26 protein-coding genes are annotated in these 21,067 nt (G+C 72.7%); 21 read left to right on the top strand and 5 right to left on the bottom strand.

Annotated elements, in window-relative coordinates; genetic code table 11:
* Positions 1-71 precede the first annotated feature (71 nt).
* On the bottom strand, positions 72-236 hold the full coding sequence (locus tag OHA65_RS11190; protein WP_327282977.1) for a hypothetical protein: 165 nt from the start codon (positions 234-236) through the stop codon (positions 72-74).
* 219 nt (positions 237-455) lie between these two features.
* Between OHA65_RS11190 and OHA65_RS11185 the strand changes: the two genes are divergently transcribed.
* Genes OHA65_RS11185 through OHA65_RS11170 form a run of 4 tightly spaced genes read left to right on the top strand, consistent with a single transcriptional unit; the run spans position 456 to position 4,391 of the window.
* Positions 456-1,760 (top strand): NYN domain-containing protein, encoded by a 1,305-nt coding sequence (locus OHA65_RS11185; RefSeq protein ID WP_327282976.1) that lies wholly within the window; start codon positions 456-458, stop codon positions 1,758-1,760.
* Positions 1,761-1,817: 57 nt separating this feature from the next.
* Positions 1,818-2,855: an ABC transporter ATP-binding protein gene (locus OHA65_RS11180; protein ID WP_371646608.1), complete on the top strand. Its 1,038-nt coding sequence runs from the start codon at positions 1,818-1,820 to the stop codon at positions 2,853-2,855.
* Complete coding sequence (locus OHA65_RS11175; RefSeq protein WP_371646606.1) at positions 2,852-3,694, top strand: ABC transporter permease; 843 nt, start codon at positions 2,852-2,854, stop codon at positions 3,692-3,694. The genes OHA65_RS11180 and OHA65_RS11175 overlap by 4 nt, the downstream gene beginning before the upstream one ends.
* A 34-nt stretch (positions 3,695-3,728) precedes the next feature.
* Positions 3,729-4,391 carry a hypothetical protein gene (locus tag OHA65_RS11170; RefSeq protein ID WP_327282975.1) on the top strand — a complete coding sequence of 221 codons (663 nt, stop codon included), beginning with the start codon at positions 3,729-3,731 and terminating at the stop codon, positions 4,389-4,391.
* A gap of 26 nt (positions 4,392-4,417) precedes the next feature.
* On the opposite strand, the gene ybaK is transcribed toward OHA65_RS11170, so the two are convergent.
* The 3 genes from ybaK to OHA65_RS11155 form a co-directional block, all read right to left on the bottom strand.
* Entirely contained in the window at positions 4,418-4,915 is a 498-nt protein-coding gene (gene ybaK, locus OHA65_RS11165) for a Cys-tRNA(Pro) deacylase (RefSeq protein WP_327282974.1), read from the bottom strand.
* Positions 4,916-4,942: 27 nt separating this feature from the next.
* Positions 4,943-5,683 (bottom strand): LON peptidase substrate-binding domain-containing protein, encoded by a 741-nt coding sequence (locus OHA65_RS11160; protein WP_327282973.1) that lies wholly within the window; start codon positions 5,681-5,683, stop codon positions 4,943-4,945.
* A gap of 62 nt (positions 5,684-5,745) precedes the next feature.
* Positions 5,746-7,347 carry an oxidoreductase gene (locus OHA65_RS11155; RefSeq protein WP_327282972.1) on the bottom strand — a complete coding sequence of 534 codons (1,602 nt, stop codon included), beginning with the start codon at positions 7,345-7,347 and terminating at the stop codon, positions 5,746-5,748.
* Positions 7,348-7,472: 125 nt separating this feature from the next.
* On the opposite strand from OHA65_RS11155, the gene hisD reads away from it, so the two are divergent.
* The 8 genes from hisD to hisF are packed head-to-tail and all read left to right on the top strand — an operon-like array spanning position 7,473 to position 13,174.
* On the top strand, positions 7,473-8,795 hold the full coding sequence (hisD, locus tag OHA65_RS11150) for a histidinol dehydrogenase (RefSeq protein WP_327282971.1): 1,323 nt from the start codon (positions 7,473-7,475) through the stop codon (positions 8,793-8,795).
* Entirely contained in the window at positions 8,792-9,901 is a 1,110-nt protein-coding gene (locus OHA65_RS11145; protein ID WP_327282970.1) for a histidinol-phosphate transaminase, read from the top strand. The genes hisD and OHA65_RS11145 overlap by 4 nt, the downstream gene beginning before the upstream one ends.
* Complete coding sequence (gene hisB / locus OHA65_RS11140) at positions 9,898-10,491, top strand: imidazoleglycerol-phosphate dehydratase HisB (protein WP_030155936.1); 594 nt, start codon at positions 9,898-9,900, stop codon at positions 10,489-10,491. Before OHA65_RS11145 ends, hisB begins: the two co-directional genes overlap by 4 nt.
* Positions 10,492-10,493: 2 nt before the next feature.
* Positions 10,494-10,661, top strand: a complete 168-nt coding sequence (locus tag OHA65_RS11135) for a hypothetical protein (RefSeq protein WP_327282969.1) — start codon at positions 10,494-10,496, stop codon at positions 10,659-10,661.
* Positions 10,658-11,308 carry an imidazole glycerol phosphate synthase subunit HisH gene (gene hisH / locus OHA65_RS11130; protein WP_327282968.1) on the top strand — a complete coding sequence of 217 codons (651 nt, stop codon included), beginning with the start codon at positions 10,658-10,660 and terminating at the stop codon, positions 11,306-11,308. The genes OHA65_RS11135 and hisH overlap by 4 nt, the downstream gene beginning before the upstream one ends.
* Positions 11,308-12,039, top strand: coding sequence for a bifunctional 1-(5-phosphoribosyl)-5-((5-phosphoribosylamino)methylideneamino)imidazole-4-carboxamide isomerase/phosphoribosylanthranilate isomerase PriA (gene priA, locus OHA65_RS11125; RefSeq protein ID WP_327282967.1), 732 nt, complete (start codon positions 11,308-11,310; stop codon positions 12,037-12,039). The genes hisH and priA overlap by 1 nt, the downstream gene beginning before the upstream one ends.
* On the top strand, positions 12,036-12,422 hold the full coding sequence (locus OHA65_RS11120; RefSeq protein ID WP_327282966.1) for a RidA family protein: 387 nt from the start codon (positions 12,036-12,038) through the stop codon (positions 12,420-12,422). Before priA ends, OHA65_RS11120 begins: the two co-directional genes overlap by 4 nt.
* Positions 12,419-13,174, top strand: coding sequence for an imidazole glycerol phosphate synthase subunit HisF (hisF, locus tag OHA65_RS11115; protein ID WP_327282965.1), 756 nt, complete (start codon positions 12,419-12,421; stop codon positions 13,172-13,174). The genes OHA65_RS11120 and hisF overlap by 4 nt, the downstream gene beginning before the upstream one ends.
* A gap of 157 nt (positions 13,175-13,331) precedes the next feature.
* On the opposite strand, the gene OHA65_RS11110 is transcribed toward hisF, so the two are convergent.
* A complete protein-coding gene (locus OHA65_RS11110; protein ID WP_327282964.1) occupies positions 13,332-13,964 on the bottom strand; it encodes a TIGR03085 family metal-binding protein in 633 nt (210 codons plus the stop codon).
* A gap of 84 nt (positions 13,965-14,048) precedes the next feature.
* Here OHA65_RS11110 and hisI point away from each other — a divergent pair, with 84 nt between their 5' ends.
* From hisI to trpA, 9 genes are all read left to right on the top strand, one after another.
* Complete coding sequence (gene hisI, locus OHA65_RS11105; RefSeq protein ID WP_054224493.1) at positions 14,049-14,411, top strand: phosphoribosyl-AMP cyclohydrolase; 363 nt, start codon at positions 14,049-14,051, stop codon at positions 14,409-14,411.
* Between the two features lie 19 nt (positions 14,412-14,430).
* Complete coding sequence (locus OHA65_RS11100) at positions 14,431-15,921, top strand: anthranilate synthase component I (RefSeq protein ID WP_328762436.1); 1,491 nt, start codon at positions 14,431-14,433, stop codon at positions 15,919-15,921.
* Between the two features lie 14 nt (positions 15,922-15,935).
* The gene (locus OHA65_RS11095) at positions 15,936-16,601 is read left to right on the top strand and encodes a TIGR02234 family membrane protein (protein WP_327282962.1); all 666 of its coding nucleotides are present in this window, start codon (positions 15,936-15,938) and stop codon (positions 16,599-16,601) included.
* A 98-nt stretch (positions 16,602-16,699) separates the two neighbouring features.
* Positions 16,700-16,951 (top strand): HGxxPAAW family protein, encoded by a 252-nt coding sequence (locus OHA65_RS11090; RefSeq protein ID WP_327282961.1) that lies wholly within the window; start codon positions 16,700-16,702, stop codon positions 16,949-16,951.
* Positions 16,952-17,022: 71 nt separating this feature from the next.
* The gene (locus OHA65_RS11085) at positions 17,023-17,487 is read left to right on the top strand and encodes a DUF2752 domain-containing protein (RefSeq protein WP_327282960.1); all 465 of its coding nucleotides are present in this window, start codon (positions 17,023-17,025) and stop codon (positions 17,485-17,487) included.
* 172 nt (positions 17,488-17,659) lie between these two features.
* A complete protein-coding gene (gene trpC, locus OHA65_RS11080; protein WP_134075034.1) occupies positions 17,660-18,469 on the top strand; it encodes an indole-3-glycerol phosphate synthase TrpC in 810 nt (269 codons plus the stop codon).
* A 7-nt stretch (positions 18,470-18,476) separates the two neighbouring features.
* Positions 18,477-18,686, top strand: coding sequence for a tryptophan biosynthesis modulator TrpM (gene trpM / locus OHA65_RS11075; RefSeq protein ID WP_328762433.1), 210 nt, complete (start codon positions 18,477-18,479; stop codon positions 18,684-18,686).
* A 219-nt stretch (positions 18,687-18,905) separates the two neighbouring features.
* Entirely contained in the window at positions 18,906-20,162 is a 1,257-nt protein-coding gene (trpB, locus tag OHA65_RS11070) for a tryptophan synthase subunit beta (protein WP_327282958.1), read from the top strand.
* Positions 20,159-20,989 (top strand): tryptophan synthase subunit alpha, encoded by an 831-nt coding sequence (trpA, locus tag OHA65_RS11065; protein WP_327282957.1) that lies wholly within the window; start codon positions 20,159-20,161, stop codon positions 20,987-20,989. Before trpB ends, trpA begins: the two co-directional genes overlap by 4 nt.
* Positions 20,990-21,067: the final 78 nt, after the last annotated feature.

Raw genomic sequence — 21,067 nt, 5'->3', positions numbered from 1 at the left:
CGCAGCAGCACGTGAAGAAGGGCGCGCCCAGAGCTCTGGGCGCGCCCTCGTGCGTGCTGCTCGCGGAGGCGTCAGTTGTGGCCGAACTTCTTCTGCTTGCCCTTGCGAGCCATGTCCATCGGACTCGGGGAGCTGCCCGAGGGCTCGGACACCGACTCCGAGCCCTTCGTCGGATCCTGCGTCGACGAGCGGGCCTGCTGCTTCTGTTCGTGCTGGCGGTTCTTGTTCTTGGCCATGGTGGAGCCTCCGTGAGGGTCTAGGGGCCAGGACCGCCTTCACCCTCACACGTCGCCACAAACCGCGCATTTTGGATCTTTGTCGTGTGGAGTCGGGACCGCCGCGGGAACGAGTGCCGGATCCGCCACGCCGATGATCGAGTTCCGGCCGTCAACACCCTTGCGGTCGGGCAGACTCGGGGCACCCGCGACAAACACAGGGGATCCCCAGGGAAGAGGGTGGTACGCGTGGACCGCTGCGTCGTCCTGGTGGACGCCGGCTATCTGCTGGGCGCCGCCGCCAGCCTTCTCGCAGGGGAGCCCTCCCGCTCCCGCATCACCGTCGACCATGCCGCCCTCATCCAGGGCCTGCGCGAGCGCGCCGAAGCCGACACCGAGCAGCCCCTGCTGCGCATCTACTGGTTCGACGGCGCACCCGACCGGGTGCCCCAGCCCGAGCACCGGCGACTGCGCGTCATGCCCCGCGTCACCGTCCGCCTCGGCGCCCTCACCCGCAGCGACGGCCGCTGGGCGCAGAAGGGCGTCGACGCCGCCATGCACGCCGAGCTGACCGAACTGGCCCGCAACCGCGCCTGCTCCGACGTCGTGCTCGTCACCGGCGACGGAGACCTGCTGCCCGGCCTGATGTCCGCCAAGGAACACGGCGTCGCCGTCCACCTGTGGGCCGTCCAGGCCGCCGACGGCGACTACAACCAGTCCGAGGACCTCGTCGCCGAGGCGGACGAGCGCCGCGTCCTGGACCGGGCCTGGATCACCCGGGCCGTCCGCGCCCGGGACCTCGCCGGGCTGTGCCCACCGCCGCCCGCACCACGCCCCGAGATCGCGGCGATCCTCTCCGCCCCGCTGCCCGAGGCCGCCCTCGCCGAGGCCGCCCGCAGCGCCGGCGGCAACGGCTCCGGCGCGCCCGCCCCCGGCGAGCCCGAGGGCAGCGGAGCGCCGGTGCCCGCCCCCACCGCCGGGGGCAAGGCCGTACCCACGCCCAAGGACCTCGCCGGCTCGCTGCGCGCCCCCGGCCCGCAGCCCGGGCCCGCGGGCGGACACGGCGGCGCCCAACCCCCGGCCGGCAGTGCCCTGCGCTGGTCCTCCGACAAGGGCTGGATCGACCGGGCCGGCCCCCTCGGCGAACCCGCCGAGACCGCCTCGCTGCCGACCCTCGCCCAGCTCACCAGCGCCGAGCAGCGCTGGGCCGACCGCGAGGAGGACATCACCACCGTCGGCGGCGACCCCTTCGAAGTCGGCCAGGTCTTCGCCCGGCGCTGGATGGAACGCCTCCCGGAGACCGTCCACCTCCAAAAACTCGCCACGATGTACCCGCGGATCCCGCACCGCATCGACGGTGAGCTGCTGCGCTACGCGGCCCGGTTCGGGCTGCTCGCGCACAAGGACGACCAGATCGACGAGCACGACCGCTATGCCATCCGCGCCGGGTTCTGGCGGGAGATCGACGTCCGCGCGGCCGCCGAGCACGTCGCAGGGCAGCCCTCCGCCGTGCCCGCGACGCCGACGGCACCGGCCGCCGAGTAGGGCGTCGGGGGTACCTCACGGCTGGGCGCGGACGAAAGCCGCGTAGGCTGCTCCCTCGTGAGTACGGGCACAGCATCAGCACGACCGAGCACGGCAGTGGCCGCAGCCGCGGCACCGGACGTGGTCTGCGCGGTGCGTGACCTGGTCAAGACGTATTCCGCCGTACGGGGCCGGCGCGGAGCTCCCGCCCTGCCCGAGACCCGGGCCACCGACGGCATCAGCCTGGACGTCCGGCGCGGCGAGATCTTCGGACTGCTCGGCCCCAACGGCGCCGGCAAGTCCACCCTGGTCCGCCAGCTCACCGGCCTGATGCGGCCCGACTCCGGCGCCGTGACCCTGCTCGGCCACGACCTCGTGCGCCACCCCGAGCGGGCGGCCCGGCTGCTCGCCTACCTGGGACAGGAGTCCACCGCCCTCGACGAGCTCACGGTGGCGCTGGCCGCCGAGACCACGGGACGACTGCGCGGACTCGACGTACGGACGGCGCGGGCCGAGCGGGACGCCGTACTGGAGGAACTCGGGCTGACCGCGATCGCCGGGCGGCCCCTGAAGAAGCTTTCGGGCGGGCAGCGGCGGCTGGCCTGCTTCGCCGCCGCGCTGGTGGGGGAGCGGCCGGTCCTGGTCCTCGACGAGCCCACCACCGGCATGGACCCCGTGGCCCGGCGGGCCGTGTGGGCGGCGGTGGACCGGCGGCGCGCCCAGCACGGGGCCACCGTCCTGCTCGTCACGCACAACGTCATCGAGGCCGAGACCGTCCTGGACCGGGTCGCCGTCATCGACCAGGGCCGGGTCATCGCCTGCGACTCCCCCGCCGGGTTGAAGGCCAAGGTCTCCGACGAGGTCCGGCTGGAGCTGGTGTGGCGCGAGGGGGCTCCGATGGACGTGCCCGAGGTCGCGCGGCTGCGCGAGGACGCCGTCACGTCGGGACGGCGCTGGGTGATGCGACTGGCGCCCGATGAAGCGCGCGCCGCGGTCGCCGCGGTAACCGGCGGGCCGGCCTTCGCAGCCCTCGACGACTTCACCCTGGCCACCCCCAGCCTGGAGGACGTATACCTGGCCCTCGGCGGCAAGACGAAAGGGCTGGTGAAGTCATGAGCGACCGCACACCGGGCGCCGTGGCACAGGCCGTCGGGCCGGCGCCGGTGACGGCCACTGCGACGGGCGCCGTGTCCGGCCCGTCCGCTCCGCTGGCACCGCGGGCGCGGCTCTTCCCGGCGCTGGCCGCCGTGTACCGGGCCCAGCTGTCGCGGGCCCGGGTCTCGCGGATCCCGCTGCTGTTCGTGGCCACCTTCCAGTCCATCGGCATCATGATCCTGATGCGGGGCGTGGTGGACGGGGGCTCGGAGGCCCGGGCCGTCGTCGCCGGGTCCTCGGTGCTGGTGGTCGCCTTCGTCGCGCTGAACCTGCTCGCGCAGTACTTCGGGCAGTTGCGGGCCGGCGGCGGGCTGGACCACTACGCCACGCTGCCCGTGCCGCCCGCCTCGGTGGTGCTGGGCGCGGCCGCCGCGTACGCGTCCTTCACCCTGCCGGGCACGCTGGTGACGGCCGTGTTCGGATGCCTGCTGTTCGGGCTGCCGATGAGCGGGCTGTGGATCCTGGCCGCGGTGGTGCCGCTCGCCGGGGCCGCGCTGGCCGGTCTGGGCGCCGCACTCGGACTGCTGGCCCCGCGGCAGGAGCTCGCCACGCTGGCCGGGCAGCTCGGCATGTCGGCGGCGCTGCTGCTGGGCGTGCTGCCGCCGGAGCGGATGCCGGACGTGATCGGCTGGGCGCGGGACCTGCTGCCGTCGACGTACGGGGTGGAGGCCTTCGCACGGACCTTCGCCCCGCACCCCGACTGGGCTGCGGTCGGGCTGGACCTCGGCGTATGCGGGGCGGTGGGGGTGCTCTCGCTGGCCGTCGCGACGTGGGCGTACCGGCGGGCAGCGGTCCGCTGACGCCGACGCGCCGGGCACCTGGCACGATGTGGGGGTGACCGAAGCCGTGACCACACCGTCCCCGTACGAACCGCCGCCGCCCGTGAAGCCGGGCGGCTCCGCCGGCATCACCGCGGGGGACATCCGCGACGGGGCCGCCGTGGCCCTGGTGACCGGAGTGGCCGGGGTGCTGCTCGGACTGCTGTGGGCATGGCTTGCCCCGAAGACGCAGTACGTCTCCAACGGCGAGGCGGTGTTCCTGCGGAACACCGAGAGCGAGGCCCGGATAGGGACCGACGGGACGTTCTTCCTGCTGTCGGTGGGGTTCGGGGTGCTGAGCGCCGTGCTCGTCTTCCTGTGGCGGCGCCGGGGCGGTGTCCCGCTGGTCATCGGGCTGGCGATCGGATCCGGCTTCGCCGCGCTCGTGGGATGGCGGCTGGGGCTGTGGCTGGGGCCGTCGTCGGACGTGGCCGCGGCCGCGCTGAAGGCCGGGAAGGGAGTGCCGTTCGATGCGCCGCTGCAGTTGCTGGCGCGCGGGGTGCTGCTCGTCTGGCCGATGGTCGCCGTGGCCGTCCACCTCGGGCTGACGGCGCTGTGGACCCCGCACGACGAGGACCCGGACGCCGGCTCCTCCTGGGGCCCCTACCCCCCGGCCCACGTCCACACCGACCCGTCGCCCGGGTCCGACCCGTCGGCCCCCGAGCCCCCCAAGGCCTGACCGCCGGCGCTGCGGCGCCGGCTCGGCTACGGGCGGGCGATCGGGGCCAGGGTGGCCGACGCCAAGGTCGTCAGGGTGGCGGGCGGGAGCTCGACCTCCAGGCCCCGGCGGCCCGCCGACACGCAGATCGTGGCGTGGTCCTGCGCCGACGCGTCCAGCACCGTCCGCAGCCGCTTGCGCTGGCCCAGCGGGGAGATGCCGCCCCGCACGTACCCCGTGGTGCGCTCCGCAAGCGCCGGGTCCGCCATGGACGCCCGCTTCCCGGAGACCGCGGTCGCCAGCGCCTTCAGGTCCAGGCTGCCCGACACCGGGACCACCGCCACCGTCAGCACGCCGTCCACCTCCGCGACCAGCGTCTTGAAGACCCGGTCCGGGGAGACGCCCATGGCCTGCGCCGCCTCCCCGCCGTACGAGGGGTGCGCCGGGTCGTGTTCGTACGCGTGCACCGTGAACTCCGCCCCGGCGGAGGTCAGGGCCGCGATCGCCGGAGTGCCCGCCGGAGCCTGGGTCTTCTTCTTCGCCATCGGTCCTTCGCCGTCAGTCCGGTGCCGTCAGTTCGGGTTGGTCGGTGCGCGCGTCAGGTCCACCGCCGGGAGCGACGGGAGGTGGCGGATGACCGCCGTCTCCGCGCGCAGCAGTTTCAGCTCCTCCGCGAGCCGCGTGGCGGTGTCCGGCGCCTGGAGCAGCCGCTGCTTCGCCGGGATGTCCAGTACGGCCGCCGCCGCCACCAGGTACGAGACCACCGACGGCTCGTCCGGCAGGTCCGCGCCCGAGCTCAGGGACCGCTCGCGGGCTCCGGCCAGCCGCTTCTGGTAGTTCCGGAAGGCCCGCAGGACCCCCTCCGCCAGCGCTCCCGCGCCCTCTCCCGCTTCCTCCGGGAGTTCCTCCAGCTCGGCGACCAGGTACGGGCCCGAGGTGTCCACCGACAGGAGGCGGACCCGGGACGTACCGGTGGCGAGGACCTCGAAGCTGCCGTCCTCCCGCTCCCGGATCGTCGCCGCGTCGGCGATGCAGCCCACCCGGTGGAAGGCCTGGACGGGATCCGGGCCGAAGCCGGCCGTCGGGCCCCGCTCGGGCAGGGCCGTCTGGTCCGGCAGGCCCGGCGCGGTCGGCGCGACCTCCCGGCCGTCGCGGATCGCGACGACCGCGAAGCGGCGCGGTTCGTCCTCGCCCGTCTTCAGCAGCTCCCGCATCATGGCGCGATAACGCTCCTCGAAGACGTTCAGCGGGAGGACGAGTCCCGGGAACAGCACCGAGTTGAGCGGGAAGAGGGGCAGGCGAACGGAGGTCACGACGCACAGGGTAGTGGCCGGGGGCCAGGGCCTGTCACCTCAGTTGTTTCCCGTCCGGCCGGTCATCCCCGTCTCAGCAGGCGCGAGGCTCCCGCCGCCACCGTCGTCGCGAGGATCCAGCCCAGCAGGACCAGCACCGCCGAACCCCACTGCCAGCCGCCCTCCACCTTCCACTGGCCCTCCTGGCCGAGATCGATGACCGGGAGCAGCAGGTCCAGCGCGTAGAGGGCCGCGTTCCACCCCGGGTGCTCGTCCGCCTTGATCGGCGGCGGCTCGTGCCGGGAGAAGAGCAGGGCGCCCGCCGCCCACAGCACCGCCATCCACAGGGCGGCCCGGCCCGGACGGTACCCGTACGCCACCGTCCAGTCCTGGAGGTACCCCCACGCCTTGAGCGCCGGTGGCAGGGTGGCCCGGCGCCGCCGCTGCTTGGCCAGCAGGACCTCGCGGGCGTCCGCGTCCTCGCCGCTGGTTCGCAGTACGGCGGCCAGCCGCTCGTACGGCTCGGGCGAGTACTCGGGGGTGGCCGCCGCCACCCAGGCCAGCCGGCGCGCCAGCGGGAAGTGGCCGCGGGGTGCGAGGTTCTCGTACGCGAACCCCTCGATCGACACGCCTCCCGGGCCGGGCCAGCTGGTGGACGAGTCGACCAGCTTGACCACCTTGGCCCCCGACAGCACCACCCGCCCCTGCTCAGGCCGCTCGCCGACGAACCGGAGTTCGGGCGTCTGGATCCGGCGCAGCGAGACCTCCTGCTCCTCGGTCAGCGTGAACCGGGCGCCGTAGAAGTCGACGGCGTCACCGAAGCGGCCGTCGTCCAGGCGCAGCCCGCCCCGGCACTCGAAGTGCTGGGACCGCTGCCCGCGCGTGGGCGTCTGGCCGAGCCCGTACGGGGGAGTGGAGGAGCCCAGGTCGCCGAGGACGTAGTCCAGCGCGATCGAGGTCAGGTACAGGGTCCGCTCGACGGTCAGCTGCGGGGCGTTCAGTGCGCGCCGCCCGTGCGGATTGCGCAGCCGGGCCCCGCGCAGGTTCATCGACACGCCGATCTTCGCGCCGCGCAGGCTCACCTCCCCGTCCGTCTCCAGCAGCTCGCCCTGGAAGTCCTGCGCCACCGACATCCCGTCCGCGGCGATGGCCCGGCCCTTGTTGTCCCGGCGCACCACGGCCTGGCTGATCAGCAGGTCGGTGCCGATCTGCGCGTCGGTCAGCCGGATCCCGCGGGCCACCCGGCAGCGCGGCAGGTGCAGATCGCCCTCGGTGTGGAGCCGGGAGGCGTCCAGCCGGGGTATCGCGCAGTTGACCAGGCGCAGGGTGACGAACCGGGTCTCGGACAGCTGGATCTCGCTGTCGAAGCGGCAGGACTGGAGTTCGACGTACGGCGCCACGAGCCCGCCGGACAGGTCGAGGCGCCCGGTGATCCGTACGCCGCGCAGTTTCAGCGAAGCGACCCGCCCCGGCACCGGCGGCGGCCCGTGGAGCAGCAGCAGTGCCACCACCTGGGCCCGGACGCTGCGCCCGCCGCCCCAGACCCGCCCGCTGTCGTGGGGGTCGTCCTCGGCGGCGGCCCGGGCGCTGAGATCGCAGACGCTGCCCGTCCGGTACGCCTGCCACATGCGGCGTTCGGGATCGGTGAGATCCGCGGGCTGCTCGCCCGCACGTGGCTCCGCCATGGCGGCCCCCCTCCGCTGTGCAATACGTGTAGGGGAACGCTAACGGGCGGCAGTGACGTCCGGGGCCTGTATCAGCCAGTGATACGGGCGGACAGTGGCGGGAGGCGGTCTGAGAGAATTGGGAGGTGATCTCTCGTATCGACCTGCGCGGTGACGCCCTCCCCGAGGGTGGCGCCCTGCGCGATCTGCTGCCCCGTGCCGAGTTCGACGTGGAAGCCGCCCTGGAGAAGGTGCGGCCCATCTGCGAGGACGTCCATCATCGTGGCACGGCGGCGCTCATCGAGTACGCGCAGAAGTTCGACGGTGTCACGCTGGAGCAGGTCAGGGTGCCCGCCGAGGCGCTCAAGGCCGCCCTCGACGAGCTGGACCCGGCCGTCCGCGCCGCTCTGGAGGAGTCCATCCGGCGCGCCCGGATCGTCCACCGCAACCAGCGCCGCAGCGAGCACACCACCCAGGTGGTCCCCGGCGGGACCGTGACGGAGAAGTGGGTTCCGGTCGAGCGCGTGGGCCTGTACGCCCCGGGCGGCCGCTCGGTGTACCCGTCCTCCGTCGTCATGAACGTCGTACCGGCGCAGGAGGCGGGCGTCGAGTCGATCGCGCTCGCGTCCCCGCCGCAGAAGGAGTTCGGCGGGCTGCCGCACCCGACGATCCTCGCCGCGTGCGCGCTGCTCGGCGTGGACGAGGTGTACGCCGCCGGCGGCGCCGTGGCCGTCGCGATGTTCGCGTACGGCACGGAGGACTGCCTGCCGGTGAACATGGTGACGGGCCCCGGCAACATCTGGGTCGCTGCCGCCAAGCGCTACTTCACCGGTCGGATCGGCATCGACACCGAAGCCGGCCCGACCGAGATCGCGGTCCTCGCGGACTCCACGGCCGACCCGGTGCACGTCGCCGCCGATCTGATCAGCCAGGCCGAGCACGACCCGCTGGCCGCGGCCGTCCTCGTCACGGACTCCGAGGAGCTCGCGGCCGCCGTCGAGCGGGAGCTGGAGCCGCAGGTCGCGGCCACCAAGCACGTCGAGGACCGGATCAAGCCGGCGCTCGCGGGCAAGCAGTCCGCGATCGTGCTGGTCGACAGCCTGGAGGACGGTCTCAAGGTCGTCGACGCGTACGGCGCCGAGCACCTGGAGATCCAGACCGCCGACGCCGCTGCCTGGGCCGCCCGGGTGCGCAACGCCGGCGCGATCTTCGTCGGCCCCTGGGCCCCGGTCTCCCTCGGCGACTACTGCGCCGGGTCGAACCACGTGCTGCCCACCGGCGGCTGCGCCTGCCACTCCTCCGGCCTGTCCGTGCAGTCGTTCCTGCGCGGCATCCACATCGTCGACTACACGCGCGACGCGCTCGCCGAGGTCACCCACCACGTGGTGACGCTGGCCGAGGCCGAGGACCTGCCGGCGCACGGCGCAGCCCTCAAGGCGCGCTTCGGATGGAAGGTGCCCACCCAGTGAGTTTCGGGATCGACGACCTCCCCATCCGGGACGAACTGCGCGGCAAGACCCCGTACGGCGCCCCCCAGCTCGACGTGCCCGTCCAGCTGAACACCAACGAGAACCCGTACGAGCTCCCCGAGGAGCTGGTGCGGCGCATCGCCGAGCGCGTCTGCGAGGCCGCCCGCACCCTCAACCGCTACCCCGACCGGGACGCGGTCGAGCTGCGGACCGAGCTGGCCGCGTACCTCACCCGCACCGCGAAGCACCCGGTGGCGCTGGAGAACGTCTGGGCCGCCAACGGCTCCAACGAGGTCATCCAGCAGCTGCTGCAGACCTTCGGCGGGCCCGGGCGCACGGCGATCGGCTTCGAGCCCTCGTACTCGATGCACGCGCTGATTTCGCGCGGCACCGGGACCGGCTGGATCTCCGGCCCGCGCCGCGAGGACTTCACGATCGACGTGGAGGCGGCGGAGCAGGCCATCGCCGAGAACGCCCCCGACGTCGTCTTCATCACGTCGCCCAACAACCCCACGGGCACCGCGGTCGAGGCGGAGACCGTCCTCGCCCTCTACGAGGCCGCGCAGGCGGCCAAGCCCTGCCTGGTCATCGTGGACGAGGCGTACGTGGAGTTCAGCCACCGCGACTCCCTCCTCCCGCTGATCGAGGGCCGCCCCAACCTGGTGGTCTCCCGGACCATGTCCAAGGCCTTCGGCGCCGCCGGACTGCGCCTGGGCTACCTGGCCGCGCACCCGGCCGTGGTCGACGCCGTGCAGCTCGTACGCCTGCCGTACCACCTGTCGGCCGTGACCCAGGCGACCGCGCTGGCCGCCCTGGAGCACACCGACACCCTGCTCGGCTACGTCGAACAGCTCAAGGCCGAGCGGGACCGCCTCGTCACCGAACTGCGGGCCATCGGCTACGAGGTCACCGAGTCCGACGCGAACTTCATCCAGTTCGGGAAGTTCGACGACTCGCACACCGCCTGGCAGAAGATCCTCGACCAGGGTGTCCTGGTCAGGGACAACGGCGTACCGGGCTGGCTGCGGGTCACCGCCGGCACCCCGGCCGAGAACGACGCGTTCCTGGAAGCGGTTCGCGCACTGAAGAAGGAGCAGCACGCATGAGCCGCATCGGACGGGTCGAACGGACCACGAAGGAGACCTCGGTCCTGGTCGAGATAAACCTCGACGGCACCGGCAAGGTCGACGTCTCGACGGGCGTGGGCTTCTACGACCACATGCTCGACCAGCTCGGCCGCCACGGCCTCTTCGACCTCACGGTCAAGACGGACGGCGACCTGCACATCGACAGCCACCACACCATCGAGGACACCGCCCTCGCGCTGGGCGCCGCGTTCAAGCAGGCCCTCGGCGACAAGGTCGGCATCTACCGCTTCGGCAACTGCACCGTGCCGCTCGACGAGTCCCTCGCCCAGGTGACCGTCGACCTGTCCGGCCGCCCGTACCTCGTGCACACCGAGCCCGAGAACATGGCGCCGATGATCGGCGAGTACGACACGACGATGACCCGGCACATCTTCGAGTCGTTCGTCGCGCAGGCCCAGATCGCCCTGCACATCCACGTCCCGTACGGCCGCAACGCCCACCACATCGTGGAGTGCCAGTTCAAGGCCCTGGCCCGGGCGCTGCGCTACGCCGCCGAGTTCGACCCGCGCGCCGCCGGAATCCTGCCCTCCACGAAGGGCGCCCTCTAGCCGTGAACGGCCTGAACACCATCCTGATCGTCTTCGGCCTGTTCTTGGCCGGAGGCGTCTACTCCTTCCAGAAGCAGCAGATGCCCAAATCGGTCGTCGTCCTGCTCGCCATCGGCTCCGCGATGTGTCTGGCCGCCGGAGTCCTGCGGATCCAAGGAATCTGGGAATGAGCGCAGTCCGCCCCACCAAGACGGTCGTGGTCTTCGACTACGGCTTCGGAAACGTACGCTCCGCCGAGCGCGCCCTCGCGCGCGCCGGTGCGGACGTCGAGATCACCCGCGACTACGACAAGGCGATGGACGCCGACGGGCTCCTCGTCCCCGGCGTCGGTGCCTTCTCCGCCTGCATGCAGGGCCTCAAGGACGTCCGCGGCGACTGGATCATCGGCCGCCGGCTCTCCGGCGGCCGCCCGGTCATGGGCATCTGCGTCGGCATGCAGATCCTCTTCGAGCGGGGCATCGAGCACGGCGTGGAGACGGAGGGCCTCGACGAGTGGCCCGGCACCGTCGAGCCGCTGCGCGCCCCGATCGTGCCCCACATGGGCTGGAACACCGTGGACGCCCCGGCCGACAGCCAGGCCTTCAAGGGCCTGGACGACGACGCCCATTTCTACTTCGTGCACTCGTACGCGGTGCGCGGCTGGAGCCTGGAGGTCACCAACCCGGCGATCCGCGCCCCCAAGGTCACCTGGGCCACCCACGGCGAGCCCTTCGTCGCAGCGGTGGAGAACGGCGCCCTGTGGGCCACCCAGTTCCACCCCGAGAAGTCCGGCGACGCCGGTGCCCAGCTCCTCACCAACTGGATCGAGACCCTCTGATGCCCGTCAACAAGCTGGAACTCCTCCCCGCGGTCGACGTCCGCGACGGGCAGGCCGTCCGCCTCGTGCACGGGGTGTCCGGGAGCGAGACCTCCTACGGTTCCCCGCTGGAGGCGGCCCTCGCCTGGCAGCGCGCCGGCGCAGAGTGGCTGCACCTCGTCGACCTCGACGCCGCCTTCGGCACGGGTGACAACCGCGCGCTGGTCGCGGAGATCACCGGCGCCATGGACATCAAGGTCGAACTGTCCGGCGGAATCCGCGACGACGCCACGCTCGCCGCGGCCCTCGCCACCGGCTGCACCCGCGTCAACCTGGGCACCGCCGCCCTGGAGACCCCCGAGTGGGCCGCCAAGGCCATCGCCGAGCACGGCGACAAGATCGCCATCGGCCTCGACGTACGCGGCACCACCCTCAAGGGCCGCGGCTGGACGAGCGAGGGCGGGGACCTCTACGAGACCCTCGCGCGCCTGGACTCCGAGGGCTGCGCCCGGTACGTCGTCACCGACATCGGCAAGGACGGCACGCTGACCGGCCCCAACCTGGAGCTGCTGAAGAACGTCTGCGCCGCCACGGACCGGCCGGTCGTGGCCTCCGGCGGCGTCTCCTCGCTGGACGACCTGCGGGCGCTGGCCGAACTGGTGCCGCTGGGCGTCGAGGGCGCGATCGTCGGCAAGGCGCTGTACGCCGAGGCGTTCACCCTGGAAGAAGCACTGAAGGCGGTCTCCGCATGAGCTCCGACGCAGTACGCCTCATCTCCTCCGGCGGAGCGTACGAGGACGTCATCGGCTACTCGCGGGCCGTACAGCTCGACAACGGCCTCGTGCTCGTGTCCGGCTGCACCGCCGCCGGTGTCGACGGCCCGTACGACCAGACCGTCACCGCCTTCGGGGTGGCGTTCAAGGCGCTGGAGCAGGCCGGTCTCGGCCCCGAGCACGTGGTCCGCACCCGGATGTACCTCACGCACGCCCGGGACGTCGAAGAGGTCGGCCGCGCCCACAAGGAGCTCTTCGACGCCGTCCGCCCCGCCGCGTCCATGATCATCGTCTCCGGCCTCGTCGACCCCAGCATGGTCGTTGAGGTGGAGGTCGAGGCCTACCGGGGAGCGTCGCGATGACCCTTGCCGTACGTGTGATCCCCTGCCTGGACGTGGACAACGGCCGGGTCGTCAAGGGCGTCAACTTCCAGAACCTGCGGGACGCCGGCGACCCGGTGGAGATGGCCAAGCTGTACGACGCCGAGGGTGCCGACGAGCTGACCTTCCTCGACATCACCGCGTCGTCAGGGAACCGCGAGACCACGTACGACGTGGTGCGGCGGACCGCCGAGCAGGTCTTCATCCCGCTGACCGTCGGCGGCGGCGTCCGCACCGCCGACGACGTGGACAAGCTGCTGCGGGCCGGCGCGGACAAGGTCGGCGTGAACACCGCCGCCATCGCCCGGCCCGAGCTGATCCAGGAGATCGCGGAGCGCTTCGGGCGGCAGGTCCTCGTCCTGTCCGTCGATGCCCGCCGCACGGCCGGCGGCTCCTTCGAGGTCACCACGCACGGCGGCCGCCGGGGCACCGGCATGGACGCCGTCGAGTGGGCGCACCGGGCGACCGACCTGGGCGCCGGCGAGATCCTGCTGAACTCGATGGACGCGGACGGCACCAAGGACGGGTACGACACCGAGATGATCGCGGCCGTGCGGAAGCACGTCACGGTCCCGGTGATCGCCTCGGGCGGAGCGGGCCGGCTGGAGCACTTCCCGCCGGCGATCGCGGCCGGCGCCGACGCGGTGCTGGCGGCGTCCGTGTTCCACTTCGGCGACCTGCGGATCGGCCAGGTCAAGGACACCCTCCGCGAGGCGGGCCACCCGGTCCGCTGACGCCCGGCCGGTGGCGGTGACGGAGCCCGGGGCACTGCCCCGGGCCTGCGGGCCCGCGCTCGCCGCCCCGGCCGGGTCGGCGGACGGAATCCGCCGCAGGCGCCCGAAGCCCGGGAGGCCCGTCAGGGCCGACCGGTGCGAGGGCGCCGTCAAGAGGTCAGATGCCGAGCTTGGCCACCGTCAGCTTGGCGACGGCCTCCTTCGGGCCGTCCAGTTCCACCGCGGCGGCGTTCTGGCGGCCGAAGCAGAACAGCGTCAGCTCGCCCGGCTCGCCGGTGACCGTCACCACCGGGGTGCCCTTGTGCGCGACGACGGTCTGCCCGTTCGGGCGGCGCAGCACCAGGCCCACCGGGGCGCGACGGCCCGTCAGCCGGGCCAGCTTCTCCAGCCGTGACCACAGGGCGTCCGAGAACACCGGGTCCAGCTGGCGCGGCGACCAGTCCGGCTGGGCGCGCCGGACGTCCTCCGCGTGGACGTAGAACTCCACCGCGTTGGCCGCCTCGTCGATCTGCTTCAGCGCGTACAGGGACATCTTCGGTGGGCCGGTCCGGATCAGCTGGATCAGTTCCTCGTACGGCTTGGCCGTGTACTCGGCCATCGCCTTGTCCAGCCGGTCCTTCAGGACGTTCAGCAGCAGACCGCCCGCCGCGTCCGGGCGACGCTCCCGGACCACCACGTGTGCCGCCAGTTCCCGGGCCCGCCAGCCGTCGCACAGCGTCGGCGCCTCCGGCCCCACCGCCTCCAACAGGTCCGCCAGCAGCAGGCGTTCGCGCTTCGCATGGGTAGACATGGGGGCCAGCCTACGACCGGATGCCGCCCCGTGCCCGCCCATCAGGCGGACGGTGATCCGTTACGGCCCCCCGGTCGCGGCACAATGGCCCCCATGAGTACGTCCTCCCTCGATCCCGCCATCGCCGCGCGGCTCAAGCGCTCCGCCGACGGCCTGGTACCGGCCATCGCCCAGCAGTACGACACCGGTGAGGTGCTCATGCTCGGCTGGATGGACGACGAAGCCCTGCACCGCACCCTGACCACGGGCCGCTGCACGTACTGGTCCCGCAGCCGCCGGGAGTACTGGGTGAAGGGGGACACGTCCGGCCACTTCCAGCACGTGAAGTCCGTCGCCCTCGACTGCGACGCCGACACCCTCCTCGTCAAGGTCGACCAGGTCGGTGCCGCCTGCCACACGGGTGCCCGTACGTGCTTCGACGCCGATGTCCTTCCGCTGGCCGAATAGGCAGTTAGGGTCCCACCTCATGGATCTTGAGACGTTCCGCAAGCTCGCGGCGGACCGCCGCGTCATCCCCGTGAGCCGCAAGCTCCTGGCCGACGGAGACACCCCCGTCGGGCTCTACCGGAAGCTGGCCGCCGAACGCCCGGGCACCTTCCTGCTGGAGTCCGCCGAGAACGGCCGCTCCTGGTCCCGCTACTCCTTCGTCGGCGTCCGCAGTGCCTCCACGCTGACCGTCCGCGACGGGCGCGCGCACTGGATCGGGACCCCGCCCGTCGGCGTCCCCACCGACGGCGACCCCCTGGACGCCCTGCGCGCCACCGTCGAGGCCCTGCACACCCCCCGCGACCTCGCCGCGGGGATGCCGCCCTTCACCGGCGGCATGGTCGGCTACCTCGGCTACGACATCGTGCGCCGCCTGGAGCGCATCGGCGAGCACACCGACGACGACCTGCGGCTGCCCGAGCTGACCATGCTGCTCACCTCCGACCTGGCGGTCATGGACCACTGGGACGGCACGGTCCAGCTCATCGCCAACGCCATCAACCACAACGACCTCGACACCGGCGTGGACGAGGCGTACGCGGACGCGATGGCCCGGCTCGACGCCATGGAGGCCGACCTCGCGCGGCCCGCCCCGTACACGCCCACCCCGCTGCCCGCCTCCGAGCTGCCGGAGTTCTCCGCGCTGTGGGGCGGCGAGAAGTACCGGGACGCCGTCGAGGACATCAAGGAGCGGATCCGGGCCGGCGAGGCCTTCCAGGTGGTGCCCTCGCAGCGGTTCGAGACCCCCTGCGCCGCCTCCGCACTGGACGTCTACCGGGTGCTGCGGGCCACCAACCCGTCCCCGTACATGTACCTGTTCCGCTTCGAGAACGGCTTCGACGTCGTCGGCTCCAGCCCCGAGGCCCTGGTCAAGGTCGAGGACGGCCGGGCCATGGTCCACCCGATCGCGGGCACCCGCCACCGCGGGGCCACCCCGCAGGAGGACCACGAGCTCGCCGAGGAGCTGCTGGCCGACCCCAAGGAGCGGGCCGAGCACCTGATGCTCGTCGACCTGGGCCGCAACGACCTGGGCCGGGTCTGCGAGCCGGGATCGGTGGAGGTCGTCGACTTCATGTCGATCGAGCGGTACTCGCACGTCATGCACATCGTCTCGACCGTCACCGGCCGGGTCGCCGAGGGCCGCACCGCCTTCGACGTGCTGACCGCCTGCTTCCCGGCCGGCACCCTCTCCGGGGCGCCCAAGCCGCGCGCCATGCAGATCATCGAGGAGCTCGAACCCTCCCGCCGGGGCCTGTACGGCGGCTGCGTGGGCTACCTCGACTTCGCCGGGGACTCCGACACGGCCATCGCCATCCGCACCGCGCTGCTGCGCGACGGCACGGCGTACGTCCAGGCCGGCGCGGGAGTCGTCGCGGATTCGGTGCCCGAGCTGGAGGACAACGAGTGCCGCAACAAGGCGGCCGCCGTCCTGCGCGCGGTGGGAGCGGCCAACCGGCTGAACGCCTCCTGACGCGGTAGGGGATAGTGGGGTACGTGAGTGCCGTACCCCCACCCCGAAACGACACCGACGCTCCCGCCGCCGCGGACACCGCGGACGGCGGTGACGGTCGCGGCGGCCGCCGCAGCGTGGCCGTCGCCCTGCTGCTCGGCGCGCTCGGTGCCACCGTCGTCCTGCTCGCCTCCGGCCGTGTCTGGGCCCGGGGCGCCGCCGCCGTCGGGGGCGGCTCGCTGCCGCTGACCGCGGACGGGCGGGCCGTCACCGGACTTCCGGCGGCCCTGGCCATCGTGGGCCTCGCCGCCCTCGTGGCCGTGTTCGCCGTACGCGGCAGGAGCCGGCTGCTGGTCTCCGGGCTGCTCGCGCTGAGCGGCCTGGGCGCGGCGCTCTCCGCGGTGCTGGCCGCCGACGACCGTCAGGCGCTGGACGCGCAGGCCGCCCGCGCGACGGCGGACACCGCGGCCCGGGTGGGGGAGCTCACACACACGGCCTGGCCGTACATCACGGCCGCCGGTGCGGCCCTGATCCTGGTCGCCGGACTGCTGGCCCTGAGGTTCGGCGGCAGCTGGCCCGCGATGGGCGGCCGCTACGAGCGGGACGGCAGTCCCCGCGCCCGCAAGGCGGCGGCGGTGGACCCCGACCGGCCCGAGGACCTGTGGAAGGCCCTGGACCGTGGCGAGGACCCGACCCGCTGACCGGGCACCGCGCCCGGTGCGGGACAATGGGCACCGAGCATTCGACACAGACCGCGATTTCTTAGCAGTACTGCGACAGAGCAAACGAGGAGCAACTCATGGCGGGCACGAACCACGGACACACCCCGGCCGCCTGGACCGGTGTCACCATCGCGTTCATCGGTTTCTGCATCTCCGGTGCCTTCATGGTGCTCGCGAACCCGCTCGGGTTCTGGGCCGGTCTCGTCGTGGTCGCGCTCGGCGGTGTGGTGGGCATGGCGATGAAGGCCGCGGGCATGGGTGCGCCGAAGGGCGCCCACGATGACCTGGCCGTGGTGATCGCCGCCAACAAGGCCGCCGCCAAGGCCTGACGGACCGCCGAGGTCCGAGTACCGGTGCAAGCCTTCGAAAGGCGCGGCCCCGCCGGGCTGCGCCTTTTGTCATGAGCGGAGAGAATCAGCGCGTGGACGCCTCTCGCAGCCCCTTCGCCGCCCCCGCGCCGCCGCAGGGCCGCGCCCGGCGGCTGGCCCCGCCGGCGCTCACGCTGGCCTCGGCGGCCCTCGCCTTTGCGTACGTGGGCGCCGTGGATCCCAATGAACCGGGCCACTATCCGGTCTGCCCGCTATTCAAGCTCACCGGAATCCTGTGCCCCGGATGCGGCGGGCTGCGCAGTGCCCACGCGTTCGCCCATGGTGATCTGATCGCCGCTTTGGGGGCAAATGCCCTGGCCGTCGCCGGCTACTTCGTCTTCGCCGGCTACATGGTCCTGTGGCTGGTTCGCGCCTGGCGCGGCGACCCGCCCCCGCGCTTCGTCCTGCGGCGGCCGCACTGGTGGGCCATCGGGGTGCTGGCACTGGTCTTCGTAGTGGTCCGAAACCTGCCCCTCGGATCGGCGCTGGCCCCATAACGCCTGCACAGGGCCCATATGAATCCTGGATTCCGAATGTCCAGTCAATGGGACGGCGTCAACCGCGTGCGGAGGGCAAGGCCTCCTGCGGATACCATTTGATTGCTGACCTTGCAGTTGTACGTGTCTGCAAGGCGGCCGACCGTCATCGACCCGGAAGGGGGCCGCTCGCGTGAGTGTGCTCGACGAGATCATCGAAGGGGTCCGCGAAGACCTTGCCGAACGGCAGGCCCGCGTGAGCCTCGACGAGCTCAAGGAGCGTGCCGCCAAGGCGCCCCAGGCCAAGGACGGCGTCGCGGCCCTGCGCGGCGACGGCGTCAAGGTGATCTGCGAGGTCAAGCGCTCCAGCCCCTCCAAGGGCGCGCTGGCCGCGATCGCGGATCCGGCCGGACTCGCAGCCGACTACGAGGCGGGCGGTGCGGCGGTCATCTCCGTCCTCACCGAGCAGCGCCGTTTCGGTGGCTCGCTGGCCGACCTGGAGGCCGTCCGCGCGCGCGTGGACATCCCGATCCTGCGCAAGGACTTCATCGTCACGGCGTACCAGCTGTGGGAGGCCCGCGCCTACGGCGCCGACCTCGTGCTGCTGATCGTCGCGGCCCTGGAGCAGGAGGCCCTCGTCTCCCTCATCGAGCGGGCCGAGTCCATCGGCCTCACCCCGCTCGTCGAGGTCCACGACGAGGACGAGGTCGAGCGCGCGGTTGCGGCCGGCGCCAAGATCATCGGTGTCAATGCCCGCAACCTCAAGGACCTCAAGGTCGACCGCTCCACCTTCGAGCGCGTCGTCGGCGAGATCCCGGCCCACATCGTCAAGGTCGCCGAATCCGGCATCCGCGGGCCGCACGACCTGATCGCCTACGCCAACGAGGGCGCCGACGCCGTCCTCGTCGGGGAATCCCTGGTCACCGGACGCGACCCGAAGGCGGCCGTGGCCGACCTCGTCGCCGCCGGCGCCCACCCCGCCCTGCGCCACGGTCGGAGCTGACCGTCCCATGACCACCGACCGCCCCTCCGTCCGCACCCGGCCCGGCTTCGGCCCCGCCGGCGTGCCGACGGCGCACGCGCCCCTGGCGCGCGGCTGCCGCCCCCGCGGCTGCCGCGCTCCGGCCCGGCGGGTGCACGGGCGGCGGGTCCGGTACGTGATCGGCTCCGAGCCCGGTCAGGTCAACGGCATGCGATGGCGCACCACAGGAGCGCCGTAACGAGGACCGCCCGGGTCCGGTACGCCTGACGTCGTCTCCCGACGCCGCCCGTCGTACCGCCCGAGGTGCTCGCTTACGGTCCGTGGCCCCGAGCCGCCGGCTCCGGGCGCGGGCCGCTGCGTCCGTACGCATCGGCACCCCCGCAGCGGGGTGCACGTGCGGCGGACCCGCGGCGCAATACGGTGCATCCATCCCATCGCACCCGTAGGAGTACTGGGCATGTCCAGCAGCTCGTTCTTCATTCCGGACCCGGAGGGTCACGTCCCCAACGCCGAGGGCTACTTCGGCGAATTCGGCGGCAAGTTCATCCCGGAGGCGCTCGTGGCCGCCGTGGACGAGGTCGCCGTCGAGTACGAGAAGGCCAAGGGCGACCCGGCCTTCGCGGCCGAGCTCAACGACCTGATGGTCAACTACACCGGCCGGCCCAGCGCCCTCACCGAGGTGCCGCGGTTCGCCGAGCACGCCGGCGGCGCCCGGATCTTCCTCAAGCGCGAGGACCTCAACCACACCGGCTCGCACAAGATCAACAACGTGCTGGGCCAGGCGCTGCTCACCAAGCGCATGGGCAAGACCCGCGTCATCGCCGAGACCGGCGCCGGCCAGCACGGCGTCGCCACCGCCACGGCCTGCGCCCTCTTCGGCCTCGAATGCACCGTCTACATGGGCGAGATCGACACCCAGCGCCAGGCCCTGAACGTGGCCCGGATGCGCATGCTGGGCGCCGAGGTCATCGCCGTGAAGTCAGGCTCCCGCACCCTCAAGGACGCCATCAACGAGGCGTTCCGCGACTGGGTCGCCAACGTGGACCGCACCCACTACCTCTTCGGCACGGTCGCCGGCCCGCACCCCTTCCCGGCCATGGTCCGCGACTTCCACCGGGTCATCGGCGTCGAGGCCCGCCGCCAGATCCTGGAGCGCGCCGGACGGCTGCCTGACGCCGTCGCGGCCTGCGTCGGCGGCGGCTCCAACGCCATCGGCCTCTTCCACGCCTTCATCCCGGACGCCGACGTCCGCCTGGTCGGCTTCGAGCCCGCCGGACACGGCGTCGAGACCGGCGAGCACGCGGCCACCCTGACCGCGGGCGAGCCGGGCATCCTGCACGGCTCCCGCAGTTACGTCCTCCAGGACGAGGAGGGCCAGATCACCGAGCCGTACTCCATTTCGGCCGGCCTGGACTACCCGGGCATCGGCCCGGAGCACTCCTTCCTGAAGGACTCGGGCCGCGGCGAGTACCGCGCGGTCACCGACGACGCCGCGATGCAGGCCCTGCGCCTGCTCTCCCGCACGGAGGGCATCATCCCGGCGATCGAGTCGGCGCACGCCCTCGCGGGCGCCCTCGACCTGGGCAAGGAGCTCGGCAAGGACGGGCTGATCGTGGTCAACCTGTCCGGCCGCGGCGACAAGGACATGGACACGGCCGCACGCTACTTCGGCCTCTACGACGACACGGCCGACACCGAGGGGGAGAGCAAGTGAGCACGGACGGCAACGCCAAGGGCAACATCCAGCTGCTGAGCGACACCCTCGCCAAGGCCAAGTCCGAGGACCGCGCGGCCCTCATCGCCTACCTCCCGGCCGGTTTCCCGACCGTCGACGGCGGCATCGAGGCCGTCAAGGCCGTCATCGCGGGCGGCGCGGACGTGGTCGAGATCGGCCTCCCGCACAGCGACCCGGTCCTGGACGGCGCGATCATCCAGACCGCCGACGACATCGCCCTGCGTGGCGGCGTCAAGATCGCCGACGTGCTGCGCACCGTGCGCGAGGCCCATGCGGCGACCGGGGCGCCGGTGCTGGTCATGACGTACTGGAACCCGATCGACCGCTACGGCGTGGAGCGGTTCGCCACCGAGCTGGCCGAGGCGGGCGGTGCGGGCTGCATCCTGCCCGACCTGCCGGTCCAGGAGTCCGCTCTGTGGCGCGAGCACGCCGACAAGCACGGTCTGGCGACCGTCTTCGTCGTCGCTCCGAGCAGCAAGGACGAGCGCCTGGCGACCATCACGGCCGCCGGTTCCGGTTTCGTCTACGCCGCCTCGCTGATGGGTGTCACCGGCACCCGCGAGTCGGTCGGCCACGAGGCCCAGGAGCTGGTCCGGCGCACCCGCGCGAAGACCGAACTCCCCGTCTGCGTCGGCCTCGGCGTCTCCAACGCCGTCCAGGCCAAGGAGGTCGCGGGCTTCGCCGACGGGGTGATCGTCGGTTCGGCCTTCGTGAAGCTGCTGCTGGACGCGCCGGACCTGCCGGCCGGGCTGGCCGCCGTACGGGCGCTGGCGGGCGATCTCGCGGAAGGCGTGCGCAGGGGCTGACGGCAGCCGGCGTGCGCGTTCGATCGGCGCTGCGAACCCCTGACCGGGTTCTGTAGCCCGATCGGGTGGAAGTGGGGG

It is taken from the genome of Streptomyces sp. NBC_00045 (genome assembly GCF_045041095.1).
In the GTDB taxonomy this organism is placed as follows: domain Bacteria; phylum Actinomycetota; class Actinomycetes; order Streptomycetales; family Streptomycetaceae; genus Streptomyces.
This window is presented reverse-complemented; position numbering and strand designations above follow the sequence as displayed.